Source organism: Klebsiella sp. WP4-W18-ESBL-05 (assembly GCF_014169075.1).
GTDB lineage: Bacteria > Pseudomonadota > Gammaproteobacteria > Enterobacterales > Enterobacteriaceae > Kluyvera > Kluyvera ascorbata_B.
Genome location: NZ_AP022057.1, coordinates 4,025,571 through 4,042,525, shown reverse-complemented (window position 1 = coordinate 4,042,525; position 16,955 = coordinate 4,025,571). Strand labels below are relative to the sequence as shown.

Annotated in this window: 15 protein-coding genes; 9 read left to right on the top strand and 6 right to left on the bottom strand. The window is 55.0% G+C overall.

Going from position 1 to position 16,955, the window contains the following annotated elements; genetic code table 11:
• Positions 1-6: 6 nt before the first annotated feature.
• Both btuF and mtnN read right to left on the bottom strand, forming a co-directional pair.
• The gene (btuF, locus tag H7R58_RS19430) at positions 7-807 is read right to left on the bottom strand and encodes a vitamin B12 ABC transporter substrate-binding protein BtuF (RefSeq protein ID WP_182929435.1); all 801 of its coding nucleotides are present in this window, start codon (positions 805-807) and stop codon (positions 7-9) included.
• On the bottom strand, positions 800-1,498 hold the full coding sequence (mtnN, locus tag H7R58_RS19425; RefSeq protein WP_182929434.1) for a 5'-methylthioadenosine/S-adenosylhomocysteine nucleosidase: 699 nt from the start codon (positions 1,496-1,498) through the stop codon (positions 800-802). The genes btuF and mtnN overlap by 8 nt, the downstream gene beginning before the upstream one ends.
• A gap of 97 nt (positions 1,499-1,595) precedes the next feature.
• Between mtnN and dgt the strand changes: the two genes are divergently transcribed.
• The 3 genes from dgt (at position 1,596) to cdaR (ending at position 5,997) form a co-directional block, all read left to right on the top strand.
• The gene (gene dgt / locus H7R58_RS19420) at positions 1,596-3,110 is read left to right on the top strand and encodes a dGTPase (protein WP_182929433.1); all 1,515 of its coding nucleotides are present in this window, start codon (positions 1,596-1,598) and stop codon (positions 3,108-3,110) included.
• Positions 3,111-3,244: 134 nt separating this feature from the next.
• Positions 3,245-4,681 (top strand): serine endoprotease DegP, encoded by a 1,437-nt coding sequence (degP, locus tag H7R58_RS19415; RefSeq protein ID WP_106925554.1) that lies wholly within the window; start codon positions 3,245-3,247, stop codon positions 4,679-4,681.
• Positions 4,682-4,839: 158 nt separating this feature from the next.
• On the top strand, positions 4,840-5,997 hold the full coding sequence (gene cdaR, locus H7R58_RS19410; RefSeq protein WP_106925556.1) for a DNA-binding transcriptional regulator CdaR: 1,158 nt from the start codon (positions 4,840-4,842) through the stop codon (positions 5,995-5,997).
• Positions 5,998-6,134: 137 nt separating this feature from the next.
• Here the strand turns inward: cdaR and H7R58_RS19405 are convergent, their stop codons facing one another.
• The 4 genes from H7R58_RS19405 to map all read right to left on the bottom strand — a co-directional run bounded on the left by H7R58_RS19405 (position 6,135) and on the right by map (position 11,015).
• Positions 6,135-6,521 (bottom strand): DUF3461 family protein, encoded by a 387-nt coding sequence (locus tag H7R58_RS19405; RefSeq protein WP_106925558.1) that lies wholly within the window; start codon positions 6,519-6,521, stop codon positions 6,135-6,137.
• A 108-nt stretch (positions 6,522-6,629) separates the two neighbouring features.
• Positions 6,630-7,454 carry a 2,3,4,5-tetrahydropyridine-2,6-dicarboxylate N-succinyltransferase gene (gene dapD / locus H7R58_RS19400; RefSeq protein WP_052285401.1) on the bottom strand — a complete coding sequence of 275 codons (825 nt, stop codon included), beginning with the start codon at positions 7,452-7,454 and terminating at the stop codon, positions 6,630-6,632.
• A 33-nt stretch (positions 7,455-7,487) separates the two neighbouring features.
• Positions 7,488-10,160 carry a bifunctional uridylyltransferase/uridylyl-removing protein GlnD gene (gene glnD / locus H7R58_RS19395; RefSeq protein WP_106925560.1) on the bottom strand — a complete coding sequence of 891 codons (2,673 nt, stop codon included), beginning with the start codon at positions 10,158-10,160 and terminating at the stop codon, positions 7,488-7,490.
• Positions 10,161-10,220: 60 nt separating this feature from the next.
• Positions 10,221-11,015, bottom strand: a complete 795-nt coding sequence (gene map, locus H7R58_RS19390) for a type I methionyl aminopeptidase (protein ID WP_106925562.1) — start codon at positions 11,013-11,015, stop codon at positions 10,221-10,223.
• A gap of 331 nt (positions 11,016-11,346) precedes the next feature.
• Here map and rpsB point away from each other — a divergent pair, with 331 nt between their 5' ends.
• The 6 genes from rpsB (at position 11,347) to ispU (ending at position 16,949) form a co-directional block, all read left to right on the top strand.
• Positions 11,347-12,072 carry a 30S ribosomal protein S2 gene (gene rpsB, locus H7R58_RS19385; RefSeq protein WP_064547569.1) on the top strand — a complete coding sequence of 242 codons (726 nt, stop codon included), beginning with the start codon at positions 11,347-11,349 and terminating at the stop codon, positions 12,070-12,072.
• Between the two features lie 136 nt (positions 12,073-12,208).
• The gene (gene tsf / locus H7R58_RS19380; protein ID WP_106925564.1) at positions 12,209-13,060 is read left to right on the top strand and encodes a translation elongation factor Ts; all 852 of its coding nucleotides are present in this window, start codon (positions 12,209-12,211) and stop codon (positions 13,058-13,060) included.
• A 173-nt stretch (positions 13,061-13,233) separates the two neighbouring features.
• A complete protein-coding gene (gene pyrH / locus H7R58_RS19375; RefSeq protein WP_001748944.1) occupies positions 13,234-13,959 on the top strand; it encodes a UMP kinase in 726 nt (241 codons plus the stop codon).
• A gap of 152 nt (positions 13,960-14,111) precedes the next feature.
• Positions 14,112-14,669, top strand: coding sequence for a ribosome recycling factor (frr, locus tag H7R58_RS19370; RefSeq protein WP_106925566.1), 558 nt, complete (start codon positions 14,112-14,114; stop codon positions 14,667-14,669).
• A gap of 87 nt (positions 14,670-14,756) precedes the next feature.
• Positions 14,757-15,953: a 1-deoxy-D-xylulose-5-phosphate reductoisomerase gene (gene ispC, locus H7R58_RS19365; RefSeq protein WP_106925568.1), complete on the top strand. Its 1,197-nt coding sequence runs from the start codon at positions 14,757-14,759 to the stop codon at positions 15,951-15,953.
• Between the two features lie 237 nt (positions 15,954-16,190).
• The gene (gene ispU / locus H7R58_RS19360) at positions 16,191-16,949 is read left to right on the top strand and encodes a (2E,6E)-farnesyl-diphosphate-specific ditrans,polycis-undecaprenyl-diphosphate synthase (protein ID WP_106925570.1); all 759 of its coding nucleotides are present in this window, start codon (positions 16,191-16,193) and stop codon (positions 16,947-16,949) included.
• The last annotated feature ends 6 nt before the right edge of the window (positions 16,950-16,955 follow it).

Here is a 16,955-nt window from a genome sequence, read left to right as displayed (position 1 = left end):
ATCCCGTTAATGAACCTGCTCCAGCGCAGTACAGAGTTGTTTTGCGGCAAGGATAATACGTGGGCTCGCGCGTTCAAACCAGTCACTATTCAGTGGAATGACCGGGACTGTGAGCTGGCTAGCCCAGTACTGCTGAATTTTCGGAATTTGACTCTCGTCTCCGGCGGCAACAATCGCCTGCGGCTGACGGGTCAACACCTGCTCGCGGCTGACCTGTGGCCAGGCGACGCGGCTGTCGGCAAAAACGTTCTGCCCACCGCAAATTTCCAGTACCTGGTTTTGAATCGCATTTTTATTACTGGTGAAAATCGGGTTAAAGCCGAACTGCATGAACACGCGTTTTTTCGGCGCGCTGGCGTATTGAGCCTTCAGCTGCGTGTAGTCGTGTAATAAGTCGGCGGCAGCCTGTTCGGCTTTTTGCGGCTGCGGGCTCCACTTTGCCAGCGCGCGCAGCGCGTCGGCAATATCTTCAATACGGTGTGAATCAATCCACAGTACGGTGATGCCCAGCGAGCGCAGCTGATTGACCTGTCGCTCGGCGTTGCCTTCCTTCCACGCCAGCACGACGTCGGGGTGCAGCGCAACGATACGCTCAAGGTTGATACCCTGCCACGAGGCGACCTGTTCAATCTGCTTGGCGGCCGCGGGATAGTCTGACCAGGCGCTGACGCCAACGGGGACGATCCCAGCGGCGAAGGCCAGTTCGGTATTGGCTGGGGAGAGAGAGATAACCCGCGGCGCGGCAGTTAGCCACGCCGGGGCGCTAAACAGCAGGGCCAGCAGCCCGGTGAGAAGCCGCTTAGCCACGCGCCAGCTTCTGCACCAGCGCTTCAACCATCAGGGTTGACTGCTTAGCCGCGACGGCCAGGAACTCGTCAAAGCTGAGGTGAGACTCTTTGTCTGCCACGTCGGAGATGGCGCGCACCACCACGAACGGCACGGCAAAGCTGTGACACACGTGGGCAATTGCGGTCGCTTCCATTTCAACGGCAATCGCTTGTGGGAAGTTGCGGCGGATTTTTGCCAGCCCTTCGGCACCGTTAATGAAGGCATCGCCGCTGACAATCAGGCCGCGAACGGCGTTCAGATCCAGCGCCTTAATGCAGGATTGCGCCGCGGTAATCAGTTTTTCGTCGGCTTTAAACGCTGCCGGGCAACCGGCCATTTGCCCAATTTCGTAGCCGAATGCGGTGACGTCGGCATCATGGTAGCGCGCTTCGTCGGAGACCACGATATCGCCCACTTTCAGCGTCGGCGCCAGGCCACCCGCAGAACCGGTGTTGATCACCACGTCCGGCTGGCAGCGCTCCAGCAGCAGGGCGGCACCCATCGCGGCAGCCACTTTACCAATGCCTGACTTCAGTAGCGCAACGTCAACGCCGTTCAACTGACCGGTGTAGATTTCGCTACCGCCGAGGGTGATAGTTTGACGATTTTCGATTTTGTCACGCAGCAGCGTCACTTCTTCTTCCATTGCGCCAATAATGCCGATTTTCATAGATTTACTCGCGATATGCCATGTTTAAAGGCATAGTTTATCATGCGGTTCGACGGAAGCGCATGTCTTGTAATGAGTGGCTCGCGATGGAGAGGCTATGGCTAAGATTGATTTTCGCAACAAAATTAACTGGCGTCGGCGCTATCGCTCACCGCAGGGCGCGGGCTCGGAGCATGAAATTCTGCGCATTTTTGAAAGCGACCGCGGGCGCATTATTAACTCGCCCGCCATTCGCCGCCTGCAGCAGAAAACCCAGGTGTTCCCGCTGGAACGCAACGCTGCCGTCCGCACGCGCCTGACCCACTCGATGGAGGTGCAGCAGGTGGGGCGCTATATCGCCAAAGAGATCCTCAGCCGCCTGAAAGAGAAAAAGCTGCTGGCTGCCTACGGGCTCGACGAGCTGACCGGGCCGTTTGAGAGCGTGGTTGAAATGGCCTGTCTGATGCACGATATCGGCAACCCGCCGTTCGGCCACTTTGGCGAAGCGGCGATCAACGATTGGTTCAGCCAGCGTCTGGCGCCGAAAGACGCGCTGGGCCAGCCGCTCAGCCACGACCGCTGTGAGGTGGTCAGCCTGCGGCTGCGCGAGGGGGAAGAGGCGCTGAACGGGCTGCGCCGTAAGGTGCGCCAGGATTTATGTCACTTCGAGGGCAACGCGCAGGGCATTCGCCTGGTACACACCTTAATGCGCATGAATCTGACCTGGGCGCAGGTGGGGTGCATTTTGAAATACACCCGCCCGGCCTGGTGGGCGGGCGAGACGCCGGCGACCCACAGTTATTTAATGAAAAAACCGGGCTACTACCTGGCTGAAGAACAGTATATTGCGCGCTTACGTAAAGAACTTGATTTAGCGCCTTACAATCGCTTTCCATTAACCTGGATTATGGAAGCGGCCGATGATATTTCTTATTGTGTAGCTGACCTTGAAGATGCGGTAGAAAAACGCATCTTTAGCGTTGAGCAGCTGTATCAGCATTTATACGATGCCTGGTCGGATCATGCTAAAGGCTCACTGTTCGCACAGGTGGTGGAAAATGCTTGGGATAAATCGCGCGCCAATTCATTAAGCCGCAGTGCTGAAGATCAGTTCTTTATGTATTTACGGGTCAATACGCTAAATAAATTGGTGCCCTATGCGGCACAGCGGTTTATTGATAATTTGTCGCAGATTTATACCGGTGATTTTAATCACGCGCTGCTGGAAGATGAAAGTAGCTATAGTAAATTGTTGGATGTTTATAAAAATGTTGCGAGAAAACATGTCTTTAGTCATCCTGAGGTCGAGCAGCTTGAATTACAGGGCTACCGCGTTATTGGCGGGTTACTGGATATCTATGGGCCGTTGCTTAAATTATCCTTAAGCGATTTCAGCGAACTGGTAGAACAGGAAAGAGTCCGTCACTTGCCGATTGAGTCACGGCTTTTCTGCAAACTTTCAACCCGCCATCGTTTAGCCTATGTTGAGGCGGTAAACAAAATTCCGCGCGAGAGCGTGGAGTTCCCGGTGATGGAATATTATTATCGCTGTCGCCTGTTGCAGGATTATATCAGCGGTATGACCGATCTCTACGCATGGGATGAATATCGACGGCTGATGGCGGTAGAATAATCAGAAGTTTTGTAAAGACGCTCAATAAATTTTTACTTTTCCAACGCACCGTAAAACGGAACTTAGTGCCATAAAGTGAATCTGATAGTCACGACACAGCAATTTTGCGTAATCTGATATTGAGATTGAAACACATGAAAAAAACCACGTTAGCAATGAGTGCACTGGCTCTTAGTTTAAGTCTGGCTCTGTCTCCGTTGTCCGCTAGCGCGGCCGAGACGGCATCTTCCACCGCATCCGCTGCCCAGCCTATGCCTAGCCTGGCACCGATGCTGGAAAAGGTAATGCCGTCAGTCGTCAGCATTAATGTTGAGGGCAGCACAACGGTAAACACGCCGCGCATGGGCCGTAATTTCCAGCAGTTCTTCGGCGACAACTCGCCGTTCTGCCAGGACGGTTCACCGTTCCAGAGCTCGCCGTTCTGTCAGGGCGCGGGCCCGAGCGCTGGCGGCCAGCCGCAGCAGCAGCAGAAATTTATGGCGCTGGGTTCCGGGGTGGTGATTGACGCGGCCAAAGGCTACGTCGTGACCAACAACCACGTGGTCGATAACGCCAACGTGATTAAGGTTCAACTGAGCGATGGGCGCAAGTTCGATGCCAAAGTGGTCGGTAAGGACCCGCGTTCCGACATCGCGCTGATTCAGATTCAGGACCCGAAAAACCTGACCGCGATTAAGCTGGCGGATTCCGATGCACTGCGCGTAGGTGACTATACCGTCGCCATCGGTAACCCGTTCGGCCTGGGCGAAACCGTGACTTCAGGTATCGTCTCGGCGCTGGGGCGTAGCGGTCTGAACGTCGAAAACTACGAAAACTTTATCCAGACCGATGCGGCGATCAACCGCGGTAACTCCGGCGGCGCGCTGGTTAACCTGAACGGCGAACTGATCGGGATTAACACCGCAATCCTCGCGCCGGACGGCGGCAACATCGGTATCGGTTTTGCTATCCCGAGTAACATGGTGAAAAACCTGACCGACCAGATGGTGAAATTTGGTCAGGTGAAACGCGGTGAGCTGGGCATTATGGGTACTGAGCTGAACTCCGAGCTGGCGAAAGCGATGAAAGTCGACGCTCAGCGCGGCGCCTTCGTCAGCCAGGTGATGCCGAACTCTTCCGCCGCGAAAGCGGGCATCAAAGCGGGCGACGTTATTACCGAGCTGAACGGCAAGCCGATCAGCAGCTTCGCAGCCCTGCGTGCGCAGGTAGGCACCATGCCGGTGGGCAGCAAAATCACCCTCGGCCTGCTGCGCGACGGTAAGCCGGTAACGGTTAACCTTGAACTGCAGCAGAGCAGCCAGAATCAGGTTGAGTCCAGCAGCATCTTCAACGGGATTGAAGGCGCAGAGATGAGCAACAAAGGCCAGGACAAAGGCGTGGTGGTGAATTCGGTGAAAGCCGGCACCCCGGCCGCACAGATTGGCCTGAAGAAAGGTGACGTTATCGTGGGAGCAAACCAGCAGGCGGTGAAAAATATCGCCGAGCTGCGCAAAATCCTCGACAGCAAACCGTCCGTGCTGGCGCTGAATATTCAGCGTGGCGATAGCACTATCTACCTGCTGATGCAGTAATCCTCACCCCAACCCTTTCCCCGCCCGGGGAAAGGGTTTCTTTCTGCGTAATGTGAAGCTTCCCACAACTCCATAGATCTCAACCGTGCTTTGTGCATTTGCACAGTGCAGGGGATTCTCATCTTTCTTATCATGTAACCTGCTCACAGGAGGGGTTCATGGCTAGCTGGCATCTTGATACAAAAATGGCGCAGGATATTGTGGCGCGAACCATGCGCATCATTGATACCAATATCAACGTAATGGATGCTCGTGGGCGCATTATCGGCAGCGGCGATCGCGAGCGTATTGGTGAATTGCACGAAGGCGCGCTGTTGGTACTGTCTCAGGGCAGGGTGGTGGATATTGACGATGCGGTGGCGCGCCATCTGCACGGCGTCCGGCAAGGCATCAATCTACCGCTGCGTCTGGAGGGGGAAATCGTCGGCGTTATTGGCCTGACCGGTGAACCGGAGACGCTGCGCAAATACGGTGAGCTGGTGTGCATGACGGCGGAGATGATGCTTGAGCAGTCTCGGTTGATGCACCTGCTGGCGCAGGATAGCCGTTTGCGTGAAGAACTGGTGATGAACCTGATCCAGGCCGAAGAGAACACGCCCGCGCTGACCGAATGGGCACAGCGTCTGGGCATTGACCTCAATCAGCCGCGCGTGGCGGCGGTGGTGGAAGTGGACAGCGGCCAGCTGGGTGTCGATAGCGCGATGGCGGAACTGCAGCAGCTGCAAAACGCGCTGACCACCCCGGAGCGCAATAACCTGATTGCCATTGTCTCGCTGACCGAAATGGTGGTACTGAAGCCGGCGCTCAACCCCTTTGGCCGCTGGGATGCCGAAGATCACCAAAAGCGCGTTGAGCAGCTGATTGCGCGGATGAAAGAAAACGGCCATCTGCGTTTTCGCGTGGCGCTCGGCAACTATTTTACCGGGCCGGGCAGCATTGCCCGCTCGTATCGTACCGCGCGCACCACCATGATGGTGGGTAAGCAGCGGATGCCGGAAAGCCGCAGCTATTTCTATCAGGATTTAATGTTGCCGGTACTGCTCGATAGCCTGCGCGGCGGCTGGCAGGCGAATGAACTGTCGCGTCCGCTAATGCGCCTGAAGGCAATGGACAACAACGGCCTGCTGCGCCGTACGCTAGCCGCGTGGTTTCGCCATAACGTGCAGCCGCTGGCCACGTCAAAAGCGCTTTTTATTCACCGTAATACGCTGGAGTATCGCCTGAACCGTATCTCTGAACTGACGGGATTGGATTTGGGGAATTTCGATGACAGGCTGCTGTTGTATATTGCGCTACAGCTGGATGAGCAGCGGTGATAAAACCCGGTTGTGATATTGATGCATAATTTGTGGTTTGCGTAGACCTGATAAGCGTAGCGCCATCAGGCATGGCACTTGCACATTGCCGGGTGGCGGCTTCGCCTTACCCGGCCTACGAATACATTCACCCGCAGCTACTTACGCGTTAGCTTTTCCAGATCGGCTTCAATTTCGCTGATCTTGTTGGTCACAACGCTTTCGAGATGACGCAGATCGTCAAGGATCTTACGCTTCAGATCGACTTCTGTGCGATCTCGCTGGCAGAGTTGATCCAGCTCGTCGATCACGTAGCGCAGATTTGGGCTGATTTCCTGCACTTCTTTGAAGCCCTGTCCCACGCCGTCACCGGCGATGGTTTTACGCTGACGTGGATACTTGAACTTGACGCTCTTGGCAAAAAACTCGCCTTTATCCTTCTGGAAATAGATTTTCAGGATATCGTTGTTGGCTTCCTGCCGGAGGCTGTAACGATCGATTTCATCGGGATTGGTAATCCCTAAACTTTTCAGATTATCGTACATAGCGGCACCCCTGATCTAAATTAACTATTGAATAATTAACGAAAAAATCTATTTCCGCCAGCTTACGAATAAAAAAAAGCGGGGTAGCCCCCGCTTTTTCGCATCTTATTAATCGATAGTACGCAGCAGCTCGTTGATACCCACTTTACCGCGGGTCTTCGCATCGACCTTCTTCACGATGACCGCGCAGTACAGGCTGTACTTGCCGTCTTTGGAAGGCAGGTTGCCGGAAACGACAACGGAGCCTGCCGGTACGCGACCATAGAAGACTTCGCCGGTTTCGCGATCGTAGATTTTGGTGCTCTGACCGAGGTACACGCCCATGGAGATCACGGAACCTTCTTCAACGATCACGCCTTCAACCACTTCAGAACGCGCGCCGATGAAGCAGTTGTCTTCGATGATGGTTGGGTTCGCCTGCAGCGGTTCCAGTACGCCACCGATGCCGACGCCGCCGGACAGGTGAACGTTTTTACCGATTTGCGCGCAGGAGCCAACGGTTGCCCAGGTATCGACCATGGAGCCTTCGTCAACGTAAGCGCCGATGTTCACATAGGATGGCATCAGTACGGTGTTACGCGCGATATAAGCGCCCTGGCGAACGGCTGCCGGTGGCACTACGCGGAAACCTTCTTTCTGGAAACGCGCTTCGTCGTAGTCGGCGAATTTCATCGGTACTTTATCGAAGTAGCGGCTTTCCGCACCGTCGATAACCTGGTTATCGTTAATACGGAAAGAGAGCAGAACCGCTTTCTTCAGCCACTGGTGAGTGACCCACTGGCCGTCAATCTTTTCAGCGACACGCAGCGCGCCGGAATCCAGCAGGGAAATCACCTGGTTAACCGCTTCGCGGGTTACGGTATCCACATTTGCCGGCGTGATGTCGGCGCGACGCTCAAAAGCGGACTCAATAACGTTCTGTAATTGCTGCATTGTTTCTCTTTCCATTTACTTAAAAAAAATACGTTACCCTTTATCGTTTGGATTGAGGGCTGCTGTCAACCGTTGTTGCACTTCTTGTTGCAGCTCATTATTAAGGGCACGCCGGTCGGCGGTGGCGATTATAAATAAATCTTCTACTCGTTCACCAATTGTCGTAATTCTGGCCCCGTGGAGCGAAATGCCGAGGTCGGCAAACACCTGACCGACGCGGGCGAGCAGCCCAGGTTGGTCGAGCGCGATCAGCTCAAGGAATGAGCGGCGGTCGGTATGGGTCGGCAGGAAATTGACTTCGGTATCCACCGAAAAGTGGCGCAGCTTGGCCGCCTGACGACGCGGCTGCGGCGGCTGCCAGCTGCGCTGGGTAATTGCCTGCTCGAGCCCTAAGCGGATTGCTTCATGACGATCGCTGGACAGCGGGCTGCCGTCCGGTTCGAGCACGATGAATGAGTCCATCGCCATGCCATCGCGGGTGGTGAAAATCTGCGCGTCGTGCACGCTCAGGTTGCGGCGATCCAGTTCGGCGCACACGGCGGCGAACAGGTACGGCCGATCGGGGCTCCAGATAAAGATCTCGGTGCCGCCGCGGGTGGCCTGCGGGCTGAGCAGGATCATCGGCTGGGTCAGGTCGTGTTTGAGCAGATGACGGGCGTGCCAGGCCAGCTGGTTTGGCGTATGGCGCACAAAGTAGTTGGCGCGACAGCGGTTCCAGATTTGATGCAGCGCCTCTTCGTCGATGTTGTCCATGCGCAGCAGCGCCAGCGCCTGCATCTGGTGATGACGGACGCGTTCGCGCATATCCGGCGTGTTTTGCATCCCGCGGCGCAGCTGTTTTTCAGTGGCGAAGTACAGCTCGCGCAGCAGGCTCTGCTTCCAGCTGTTCCACAGCGTTTCGTTGGTGGCACAGATATCGGCCACCGTCAGGCACACCAGGAAGCGCAGGCGGTGCTCGGTCTGTACTTCTTCAGCAAACTGCTTGATGACTTCCGGATCCTGAATATCGCGGCGCTGGGCGGTGACGGACATCAGCAGATGCTGGCGCACCAGCCAGGCGACCAGCTGGGTTTCGCGCGAGTTCAGCCCGTGCAGTTCGGCAAACTTCAGCACGTCCTGCGCGCCGAGGATGGAATGGTCGCCGCCGCGGCCTTTTGCAATATCGTGGAACAGGGCGGCAATCAGAATCAGCTCCGGGTGGTTCAGGCGCGGCCACAGGTCGACGCACAGCGGATGGCGCGAGCGGGTTTCTTCGTGAGCGAAACTTTCGAGCTTTAGCAGCACGCGGATGGTGTGTTCATCAACGGTATAGGCGTGGAACAGGTCGAACTGCATCTGGCCGACAATATACGACCACTGCGGCATATAGGCCCACAGCACGCTGTGGCGATGCATTGGCAGCAGACCGCGGCTGACCGCACCAGGGTGGCGCAGCATGTTCAGGAACAGCGAACGCGCCTCGGGGATATAGCACAGCGGCTCGGTAAGATGACGCCGCGCGTGGCGTAGGTGGCGCAACGTAGTGGAATAGATGCCAGTGATATTGCTGTTACGCACCATCATATAGAACATGCGCAGGATCGCCTGCGGCTCGCGAATAAACAGCGTGTCGTCGCGCAAATCGATCAGCGTACCGCGCAGCTGGAAGTCGTCGTCGATGGCGCGTGGCTTTTCGTCTTCGGTCAGCGCCAGGATCGCCTCATCAAACAGCTGCAGCAGCATGTGGTTCAGCTCGCCGACGCGGCGGGTAACGCGATAGAAGTCCTTCATCATGTGTTCGATCGGCTGATTGCCTTCACCGGCATACTTCAGGCGTTGGGCGACGCTAAGCTGACGGTCGAACAGCAGGCGGTTGTCGTAGCGGGTTAGTTCCAGATGCAGGGCAAAGCGAATGCGCCACAGCAGATGCAGACACTCATTGAGTTCGTTACGCTCTGCTTCGGTCAGGAAGCCAAAGCTGACCATTTCGTCAAGCGAGGTGGCGCCGAAGTGGCGGCGGGCGACCCACTGAATGGTGTGGATGTCGCGCAGGCCTCCCGGGCTGCTTTTAATGTCCGGCTCCAGATTGTAGCTGGTGCCGTGGTAGCGCTGGTGGCGCGCCTCCTGTTCGGCCACTTTGGCCGGGAAGAACGTTTCTGACGGCCAGAAGCCTTCGCTGAAAATATGCTTTTGCAGTTCGAGGAACAGCGCGACGTCGCCAATCAGCAGCCGCGACTCAATCAGGTTGGTCGCGACGGTTAAGTCAGATAAGCCTTCCAGCAGACACTCTTCCAGCGTGCGAACGCTGTGGCCCACTTCCAGCTTGAGATCCCACAGCAGCGTCAGCAGTTCGCCGATTTTCTGCGCCTGTTCGTCGGGCAGTTTTTTACGGCTGAGGATCAGCAGGTCGACGTCCGAAAGCGGATGCAGCTCGCCGCGACCGTAGCCGCCGACGGCAACCAGCGCGGCGTCTTCCACGGCACCAAAACCGTACAGTAGCCATAGCCGCTGTAACAATTGGTCGATGAATTCGGTGCGGGCTTCAATCAGTTGCTCGGCGCTGACGCCATCGTCGAAAGCGACGCCCAGCCAGCGCTGGAAATCGTCCAGCCGGCTTTTAATATCGGTGCAGTTGAGGCTGCTTTCTGGCCACTCAACCGGATTTTCCGGTTGGCCGGGCAGGGCGGGAAGGGGGGTACAAGCCAGTTCAGGTAAGGAGTTACTCATTGCGCCACCCATAAGAAAAAACGATTACCCATAAAAAAGCCGGCGTGCGCCGGCTTTTCGTTAGTCGTTGTGCGAGATTATCGCCGGGATGGTGTCATCCGAGCGTAACGTCAGTATTTCGCAGCCGTTGTCCGTCACCACAATAGTATGCTCGTACTGTGCAGACAAGCTTCGGTCTTTGGTTTTTACCGTCCAGCCGTCTTTCATTGTGCGGATTTCTTTCTTACCGGCGTTGACCATCGGTTCAATGGTGAAGGTCATGCCCTGTTTCAGCACCACGTCGGTTTCGCGAGAATCGTAGTGCAGCACCTGCGGCTCTTCGTGGAAGCCGCGGCCGATGCCGTGACCGCAGTATTCACGCACCACCGAGAAGCCTTCAGCTTCAACGAACTTCTGAATCGCCGCACCGATTTCGCGCAGGTTGATGCCCGGCTTCACCATTTTGAGCGCCAGGTACAGGCTCTCCTGAGTGACGCGGCACAGACGCTCGCCGAGAATGGTCGGTTTGCCGACGATAAACATTTTGGAGGTGTCGCCGTGGAACTCATCCTTAATGACCGTCACGTCGATGTTAACGATGTCGCCGTCTTTCAGGTGCTTTTCGTCATCGGGGATACCGTGGCACACCACTTCATTAATAGAAATACAGACCGATTTCGGATAGCCGTGGTAGCCAAGGCAGGCAGAGATCGCTTTTTGTTCGTTAACGATATAGTCGTTGCAAATGCGATCCAGCTCGCCGGTGGTCACGCCAGGCTTCACGTGCGGGGCAATCATTTCGAGCACTTCGGCAGCCAGACGGCCGGCAACGCGCATTTTTTCAATGTCTTCTGGGGTCTTAATAGAAATAGCCATGGAATATGTCCATCAGTGTCGATTTTTTCGACAATAATTGAGTATTAGTGATGTCAATGTTAACAGCCAGGAGCACTGCCTGCCAAATTGAGAATCATTCTGAACTTCGCCTTTCGTGCCCTGCGGGGCAGATAACAACTGTTGGTGTCTTCACCAATTTTATGGTATAAAGCGCGCCGAACTTCCGTTCATTGTTTTGTCCGGAAGCGACAAATCTCACTTTGTGTAAATAACACACACGTATCGACACATATTCCGGGGTGCCCTTTGGGGTCGGTAATATGGGATACGTGGAGGCATAACCCCAACTTTATCTATAGAGGTTTTAACCATGGCAACTGTTTCCATGCGCGACATGCTCAAGGCTGGTGTTCACTTCGGTCACCAGACCCGTTACTGGAACCCGAAAATGAAGCCTTTCATCTTCGGCGCGCGTAACAAAGTTCACATCATCAACCTTGAGAAAACTGTACCGATGTTCAACGAAGCTCTGGCTGAACTGAACAAGATCTCTTCTCGTAAAGGCAAAATCCTTTTCGTTGGTACTAAACGCGCTGCAAGCGAAGCTGTGAAAGAAGCTGCTCTGAGCTGCGACCAGTTCTTCGTGAACCATCGCTGGCTGGGCGGTATGCTGACTAACTGGAAAACCGTTCGTCAGTCCATCAAACGTCTGAAAGATCTGGAAACTCAGTCTCAGGACGGTACTTTCGACAAGCTGACCAAGAAAGAAGCGCTGATGCGTACTCGTGAGCTTGAGAAACTGGAAAACAGCCTGGGCGGTATCAAAGACATGGGCGGCCTGCCGGACGCACTGTTCGTTATCGATGCTGACCACGAACACATTGCTATCAAAGAAGCGAACAACCTGGGTATCCCGGTATTCTCTATCGTTGATACCAACTCTGATCCAGATGGCGTTGATTTCGTTATCCCGGGTAACGACGATGCAATCCGTGCTGTGACCCTGTACCTGAGCGCTGTCGCTGCTACCGTTCGTGAAGGCCGTTCTTCCGATCTGGCTTCCCAGGCGGAAGAAAGCTTCGTAGAAGCTGAGTAATAAGGCACGCTCGTTAGAGCCCTTATAAACCAGGTAGTAACACGTTTGGTTAGGGGGCCTGTTTATGGCCCCCTTTTTCACTTTTAAATCTGTGCGGTTTCAGGCCGGGCAGATCAAATCTTCCGAGGATTTTAGAATGGCTGAAATTACCGCTTCCCTGGTAAAAGAGCTGCGTGAACGTACTGGCGCAGGCATGATGGATTGCAAAAAAGCCCTGACTGAAGCTAATGGCGACATCGAGCTGGCAATCGAAAACATGCGTAAATCTGGCGCGATCAAAGCGGCTAAAAAAGCAGGCAACGTTGCTGCTGACGGCGTGATCAAAACCAAAATCAACGGCCACGTTGCTTTCATTCTGGAAGTTAACTGCCAGACTGACTTCGTTGCTAAAGATGCTGGTTTCCAGGCATTTGCAGACAAAGTTCTGGACGCTGCTGTTGCGGGTAACATCACCGACGTTGAAGTTCTGAAAGCACAGTTCGAAGAAGAACGTGTTGCGCTGGTTGCTAAAATCGGTGAGAACATCAACATCCGTCGCGTAGCTTCCCTAGAAGGTGACGTTCTGGGCAACTACCAGCACGGTGCGCGCATCGGTGTTCTGGTTGCAGCTAAAGGCGCTGACGAAGAGCTGGTTAAACAGCTGGCAATGCACGTTGCTGCAAGCAAACCAGAATTCGTTAAGCCGGAAGACGTATCCGCTGAAGTGGTAGAGAAAGAATACCAGGTACAGCTGGATATCGCGATGCAGTCTGGTAAGCCGAAAGAAATCGCAGAGAAAATGGTTGAAGGCCGCATGAAGAAATTCACCGGCGAAGTTTCTCTGACCGGTCAGCCGTTCGTTATGGATCCGAGCAAGTCTGTTGGCCAGCTGCTGAAAGAGCACAACGCTGACGTGACTGGCTTCATCCGCTTCGAAGTGGGCGAAGGCATCGAGAAAGTTGAGACTGACTTCGCAGCAGAAGTTGCTGCCATGTCCAAGCAGTCTTAATTGCAGTAAAGGAGCCGCCTGAGGGCGGCTCTCTTTTGTGTCGTAAAGAATCGCAGTACAGAAAGAACATCGTCATGTGGAAATCAGCCAGCTCCTATAGGGGCTAAGTGGCAAGGAACGCATGATGTCACTCGAATTTAACCATCCCATTCGTGACACTCTCAGGAAAGAAAATGGCTACCAACGCAAAACCTGTCTACAAACGTATTCTGCTTAAGCTTAGCGGTGAAGCATTGCAGGGGACTGAAGGCTTCGGTATTGACGCAAGTATTCTTGACCGCATGGCGCAAGAGATTAAAGAACTTGTCGAGCTGGGCATCCAGGTGGGTGTCGTCATTGGTGGTGGCAACCTGTTCCGCGGTGCGGGTCTGGCGAAAGCCGGTATGAACCGCGTTGTGGGCGACCACATGGGCATGCTGGCTACGGTAATGAACGGTCTGGCAATGCGTGACGCACTGCATCGCGCCTATGTGAACGCCCGCCTGATGTCGGCAATTCCGCTGAATGGCGTTTGCGACAACTACAGCTGGGCAGAGGCGATCAGCCTGCTGCGTAACAACCGCGTCGTGATTCTGTCCGCCGGTACCGGCAACCCGTTCTTCACCACCGACTCCGCAGCCTGCCTGCGCGGCATCGAAATTGAAGCCGACGTGGTGCTGAAAGCAACCAAAGTTGACGGCGTATTCACCGCTGACCCGGCGAAAGACCCGTCAGCCACCATGTACGAACAGCTGACCTACAGCGAAGTACTGGATAAAGAACTGAAAGTCATGGATCTGGCTGCCTTCACGCTGGCCCGTGACCACAAACTGCCAATTCGCGTATTCAACATGAACAAACCGGGCGCTCTGCGTCGCGTGGTCATGGGCGAAAAAGAAGGCACTTTAATTACGGAATAATTTCCGTTACTGCCATTTCCGGGTAAGATTCGCTTTTATCTGGCAGAATTCAGATATTCTGTGGCTTGATTTAAACGAGACTATACTTAAGCACATTCTCTGTACTGTGTGGCCGTTTGGTCGACTGAGACTAGTTTTCAAGGATTCGTAACGTGATTAGCGATATCAGAAAAGATGCTGAAGTACGCATGGACAAATGCGTTGAAGCGTTCAAAAACCAAATCAGCAAAATTCGCACGGGTCGTGCTTCTCCCAGCCTGCTGGATGGCATTGTCGTTGAGTATTACGGCACAGCAACCCCGCTGCGTCAGCTGGCGAGCGTCACCGTAGAAGATACCCGTACGCTGAAAATCAACGTGTTCGACCGCTCGATGGGCCCGGCCGTTGAGAAAGCGATCATGGCGTCTGACCTCGGTCTGAACCCAAGCTCTGCGGGTACCGATATCCGCGTTCCGCTGCCTCCGCTGACGGAAGAACGTCGTAAAGACCTGACCAAAATCGTTCGTGGCGAAGCCGAACAGGCGCGCGTTTCCGTGCGTAACGTTCGTCGTGATGCGAACGACAAAGTGAAGGCGCTGCTGAAAGACAAAGAGATCAGCGAAGACGACGATCGCCGTTCTCAGGAAGAAGTACAAAAACTGACTGATGCTGCTATCAAGAAAGTTGAAGCCGCACTGGCAGAGAAAGAAGCCGAGCTGATGCAGTTCTAAGCTGTGTAAGTGGTGCGATGAACGCCGTACAGGAAGCATAAGCGCTTCGCTGGCGGCGTTTTGCATTTTATCAATCCTGGATCTCTCATGAAGCGATTAACTGTTCTGGGCTCAACAGGCTCTATCGGCTGCAACACGCTGGACGTGGTGCGTCATAACCCCGAGAGTTTTGCCGTCACGGCGCTGGTAGCGGGCAAAAATGTCGACCGGATGGTCGAACAATGTCTGGAATTTGCTCCGCGCTATGCGGTGATGGACGATGCCAGAAGTGCCGATGCCCTGAAGCTGGCGCTGCGCGAGCGCGGCAGCCGCACCGAGGTGCTGAGCGGTCAGCAGGCGGCGTGTGAGGTTGCGGCGCTTGATGAGGTCGATCAGGTGATGGCGGCAATCGTCGGCGCGGCGGGCTTGCTTCCGACCCTGGCGGCAATTCGCGCGGGTAAAACGATTCTGCTGGCGAACAAAGAGTCGCTGGTGACCTGCGGGCGGCTGTTCCTCGAGGCGGTAAAACAGTCTGGCGCGCGGCTGCTGCCGGTCGACAGTGAACATAACGCTATCTTTCAGAGTTTGCCGCAAAGTTTTCAGTGCGACTTAGGTTACGCTGACCTGACGCAGCATGGGGTGTCGTCCATTCTGCTCACCGGGTCAGGTGGCCCGTTCCGGGAGACGCCTATCGCCGATCTGAGCGCCATGACGCCAGATCAGGCCTGTCGTCACCCGAACTGGTCGATGGGGCGCAAAATCTCCGTCGACTCGGCCACCATGATGAATAAAGGTCTGGAATACATCGAAGCCCGCTGGCTGTTCAATGCATCAGCCCAGCAAATGGAAGTATTGATTCACCCTCAGTCGGTGATCCACTCGATGGTACGTTACCAGGACGGAAGCGTGCTGGCACAGTTGGGTGAGCCCGATATGCGGACGCCGATTGCTAATACCATGGCCTGGCCGCACCGCGTCGTGTCCGGGGCGAAAGCGCTGGATTTCTGTAAGCTGGGCGCGCTGAGCTTTTCCGAACCGGATTATGCCCGCTACCCTTGCCTGAAGCTGGCGATGGATGCTTTCGAACAGGGGCAGGCTGCGACTACCGCGCTGAATGCGGCTAACGAGATTTCGGTCGCGGCATTCCTCGACGGTCAGATTCGCTTTACCGACATCGCCGCCCTCAATCTGGCGGTGCTGGAGCAGCGCGATCTGCACGAACCTCAGAGCGTAGATGAGGTGCTGGCGATTGATGCGTGGGCGCGTGAAGCGGCGGTGATGCAGACGAAATATTTCGTCAGGTAATGAGAGCGGAATCAGCATACATGCCGTTATGGCATTTGTGAGCATCTGGCTTCAGTGATATAGTCTGCGCCACCCGATCGCTGCGCGTTTTGGCTGGGCGACGGAGAGAGCCGTGATTTAACACGGCTTTTTTGCGAGACAAAGAGACGTAAAATCAATCAGGCTCGCCTGTGCGACAAAGTGTACAGCTGTATTCCGGGGTACCGCTCATCCCTTTTTATGGATTAAAAACGCGTTATGTTGTCTGCTAACCAACCAACCAGTGAGAATCTGCCAGCCCACGGTTGCCGTCATGTGGCAATCATTATGGATGGCAACGGCCGCTGGGCGAAAAAGCAAGGTAAAATCCGAGCCTTTGGGCACAAAGCCGGGGCGAAATCCGTGCGTCGTGCCGTCGCCTATGCCGCGAATCATGGTATTGAAGCACTCACGCTTTACGCGTTCAGCAGTGAAAACTGGAATCGCCCCGAACAAGAGGTGAGCGCTCTGATGGAGCTGTTCGTCTGGGCGCTGGATAGCGAAGTAAAAAGTCTGCACCGTCATAACGTTCGGCTGCGGATCATTGGCGATACCCGTCGCTTTAACTCCCGCCTGCAAGAGCGGATTCGGAAAGCGGAAGCGCTGACGGAACATAATACGGGGTTAACATTGAACATCGCCGCCAACTACGGTGGCCGATGGGATATTGTTCAGGGAGTTCAGCGCTTAGCCGAACAGGTTCAGGAAGGGGAACTCCGCCCCGATCAAATCAGTGAAGAACTGCTGAATCAGCAGGTCTGCATGCATGAACTGGCTCCCGTAGATTTAGTAATTAGGACCGGGGGAGAGCATCGAATCAGTAACTTTCTTATCTGGCAAATTGCCTATGCTGAACTTTACTTTACAGATGTTCTTTGGCCCGATTTCGATGAACAAGACTTTGAGGGTGCACTGCATGCGTTTGCCAATCGTGAACGTCGTTTCGGCGGCACCGAGCCTGGTGGCGACAAGGCCTGATGGGGG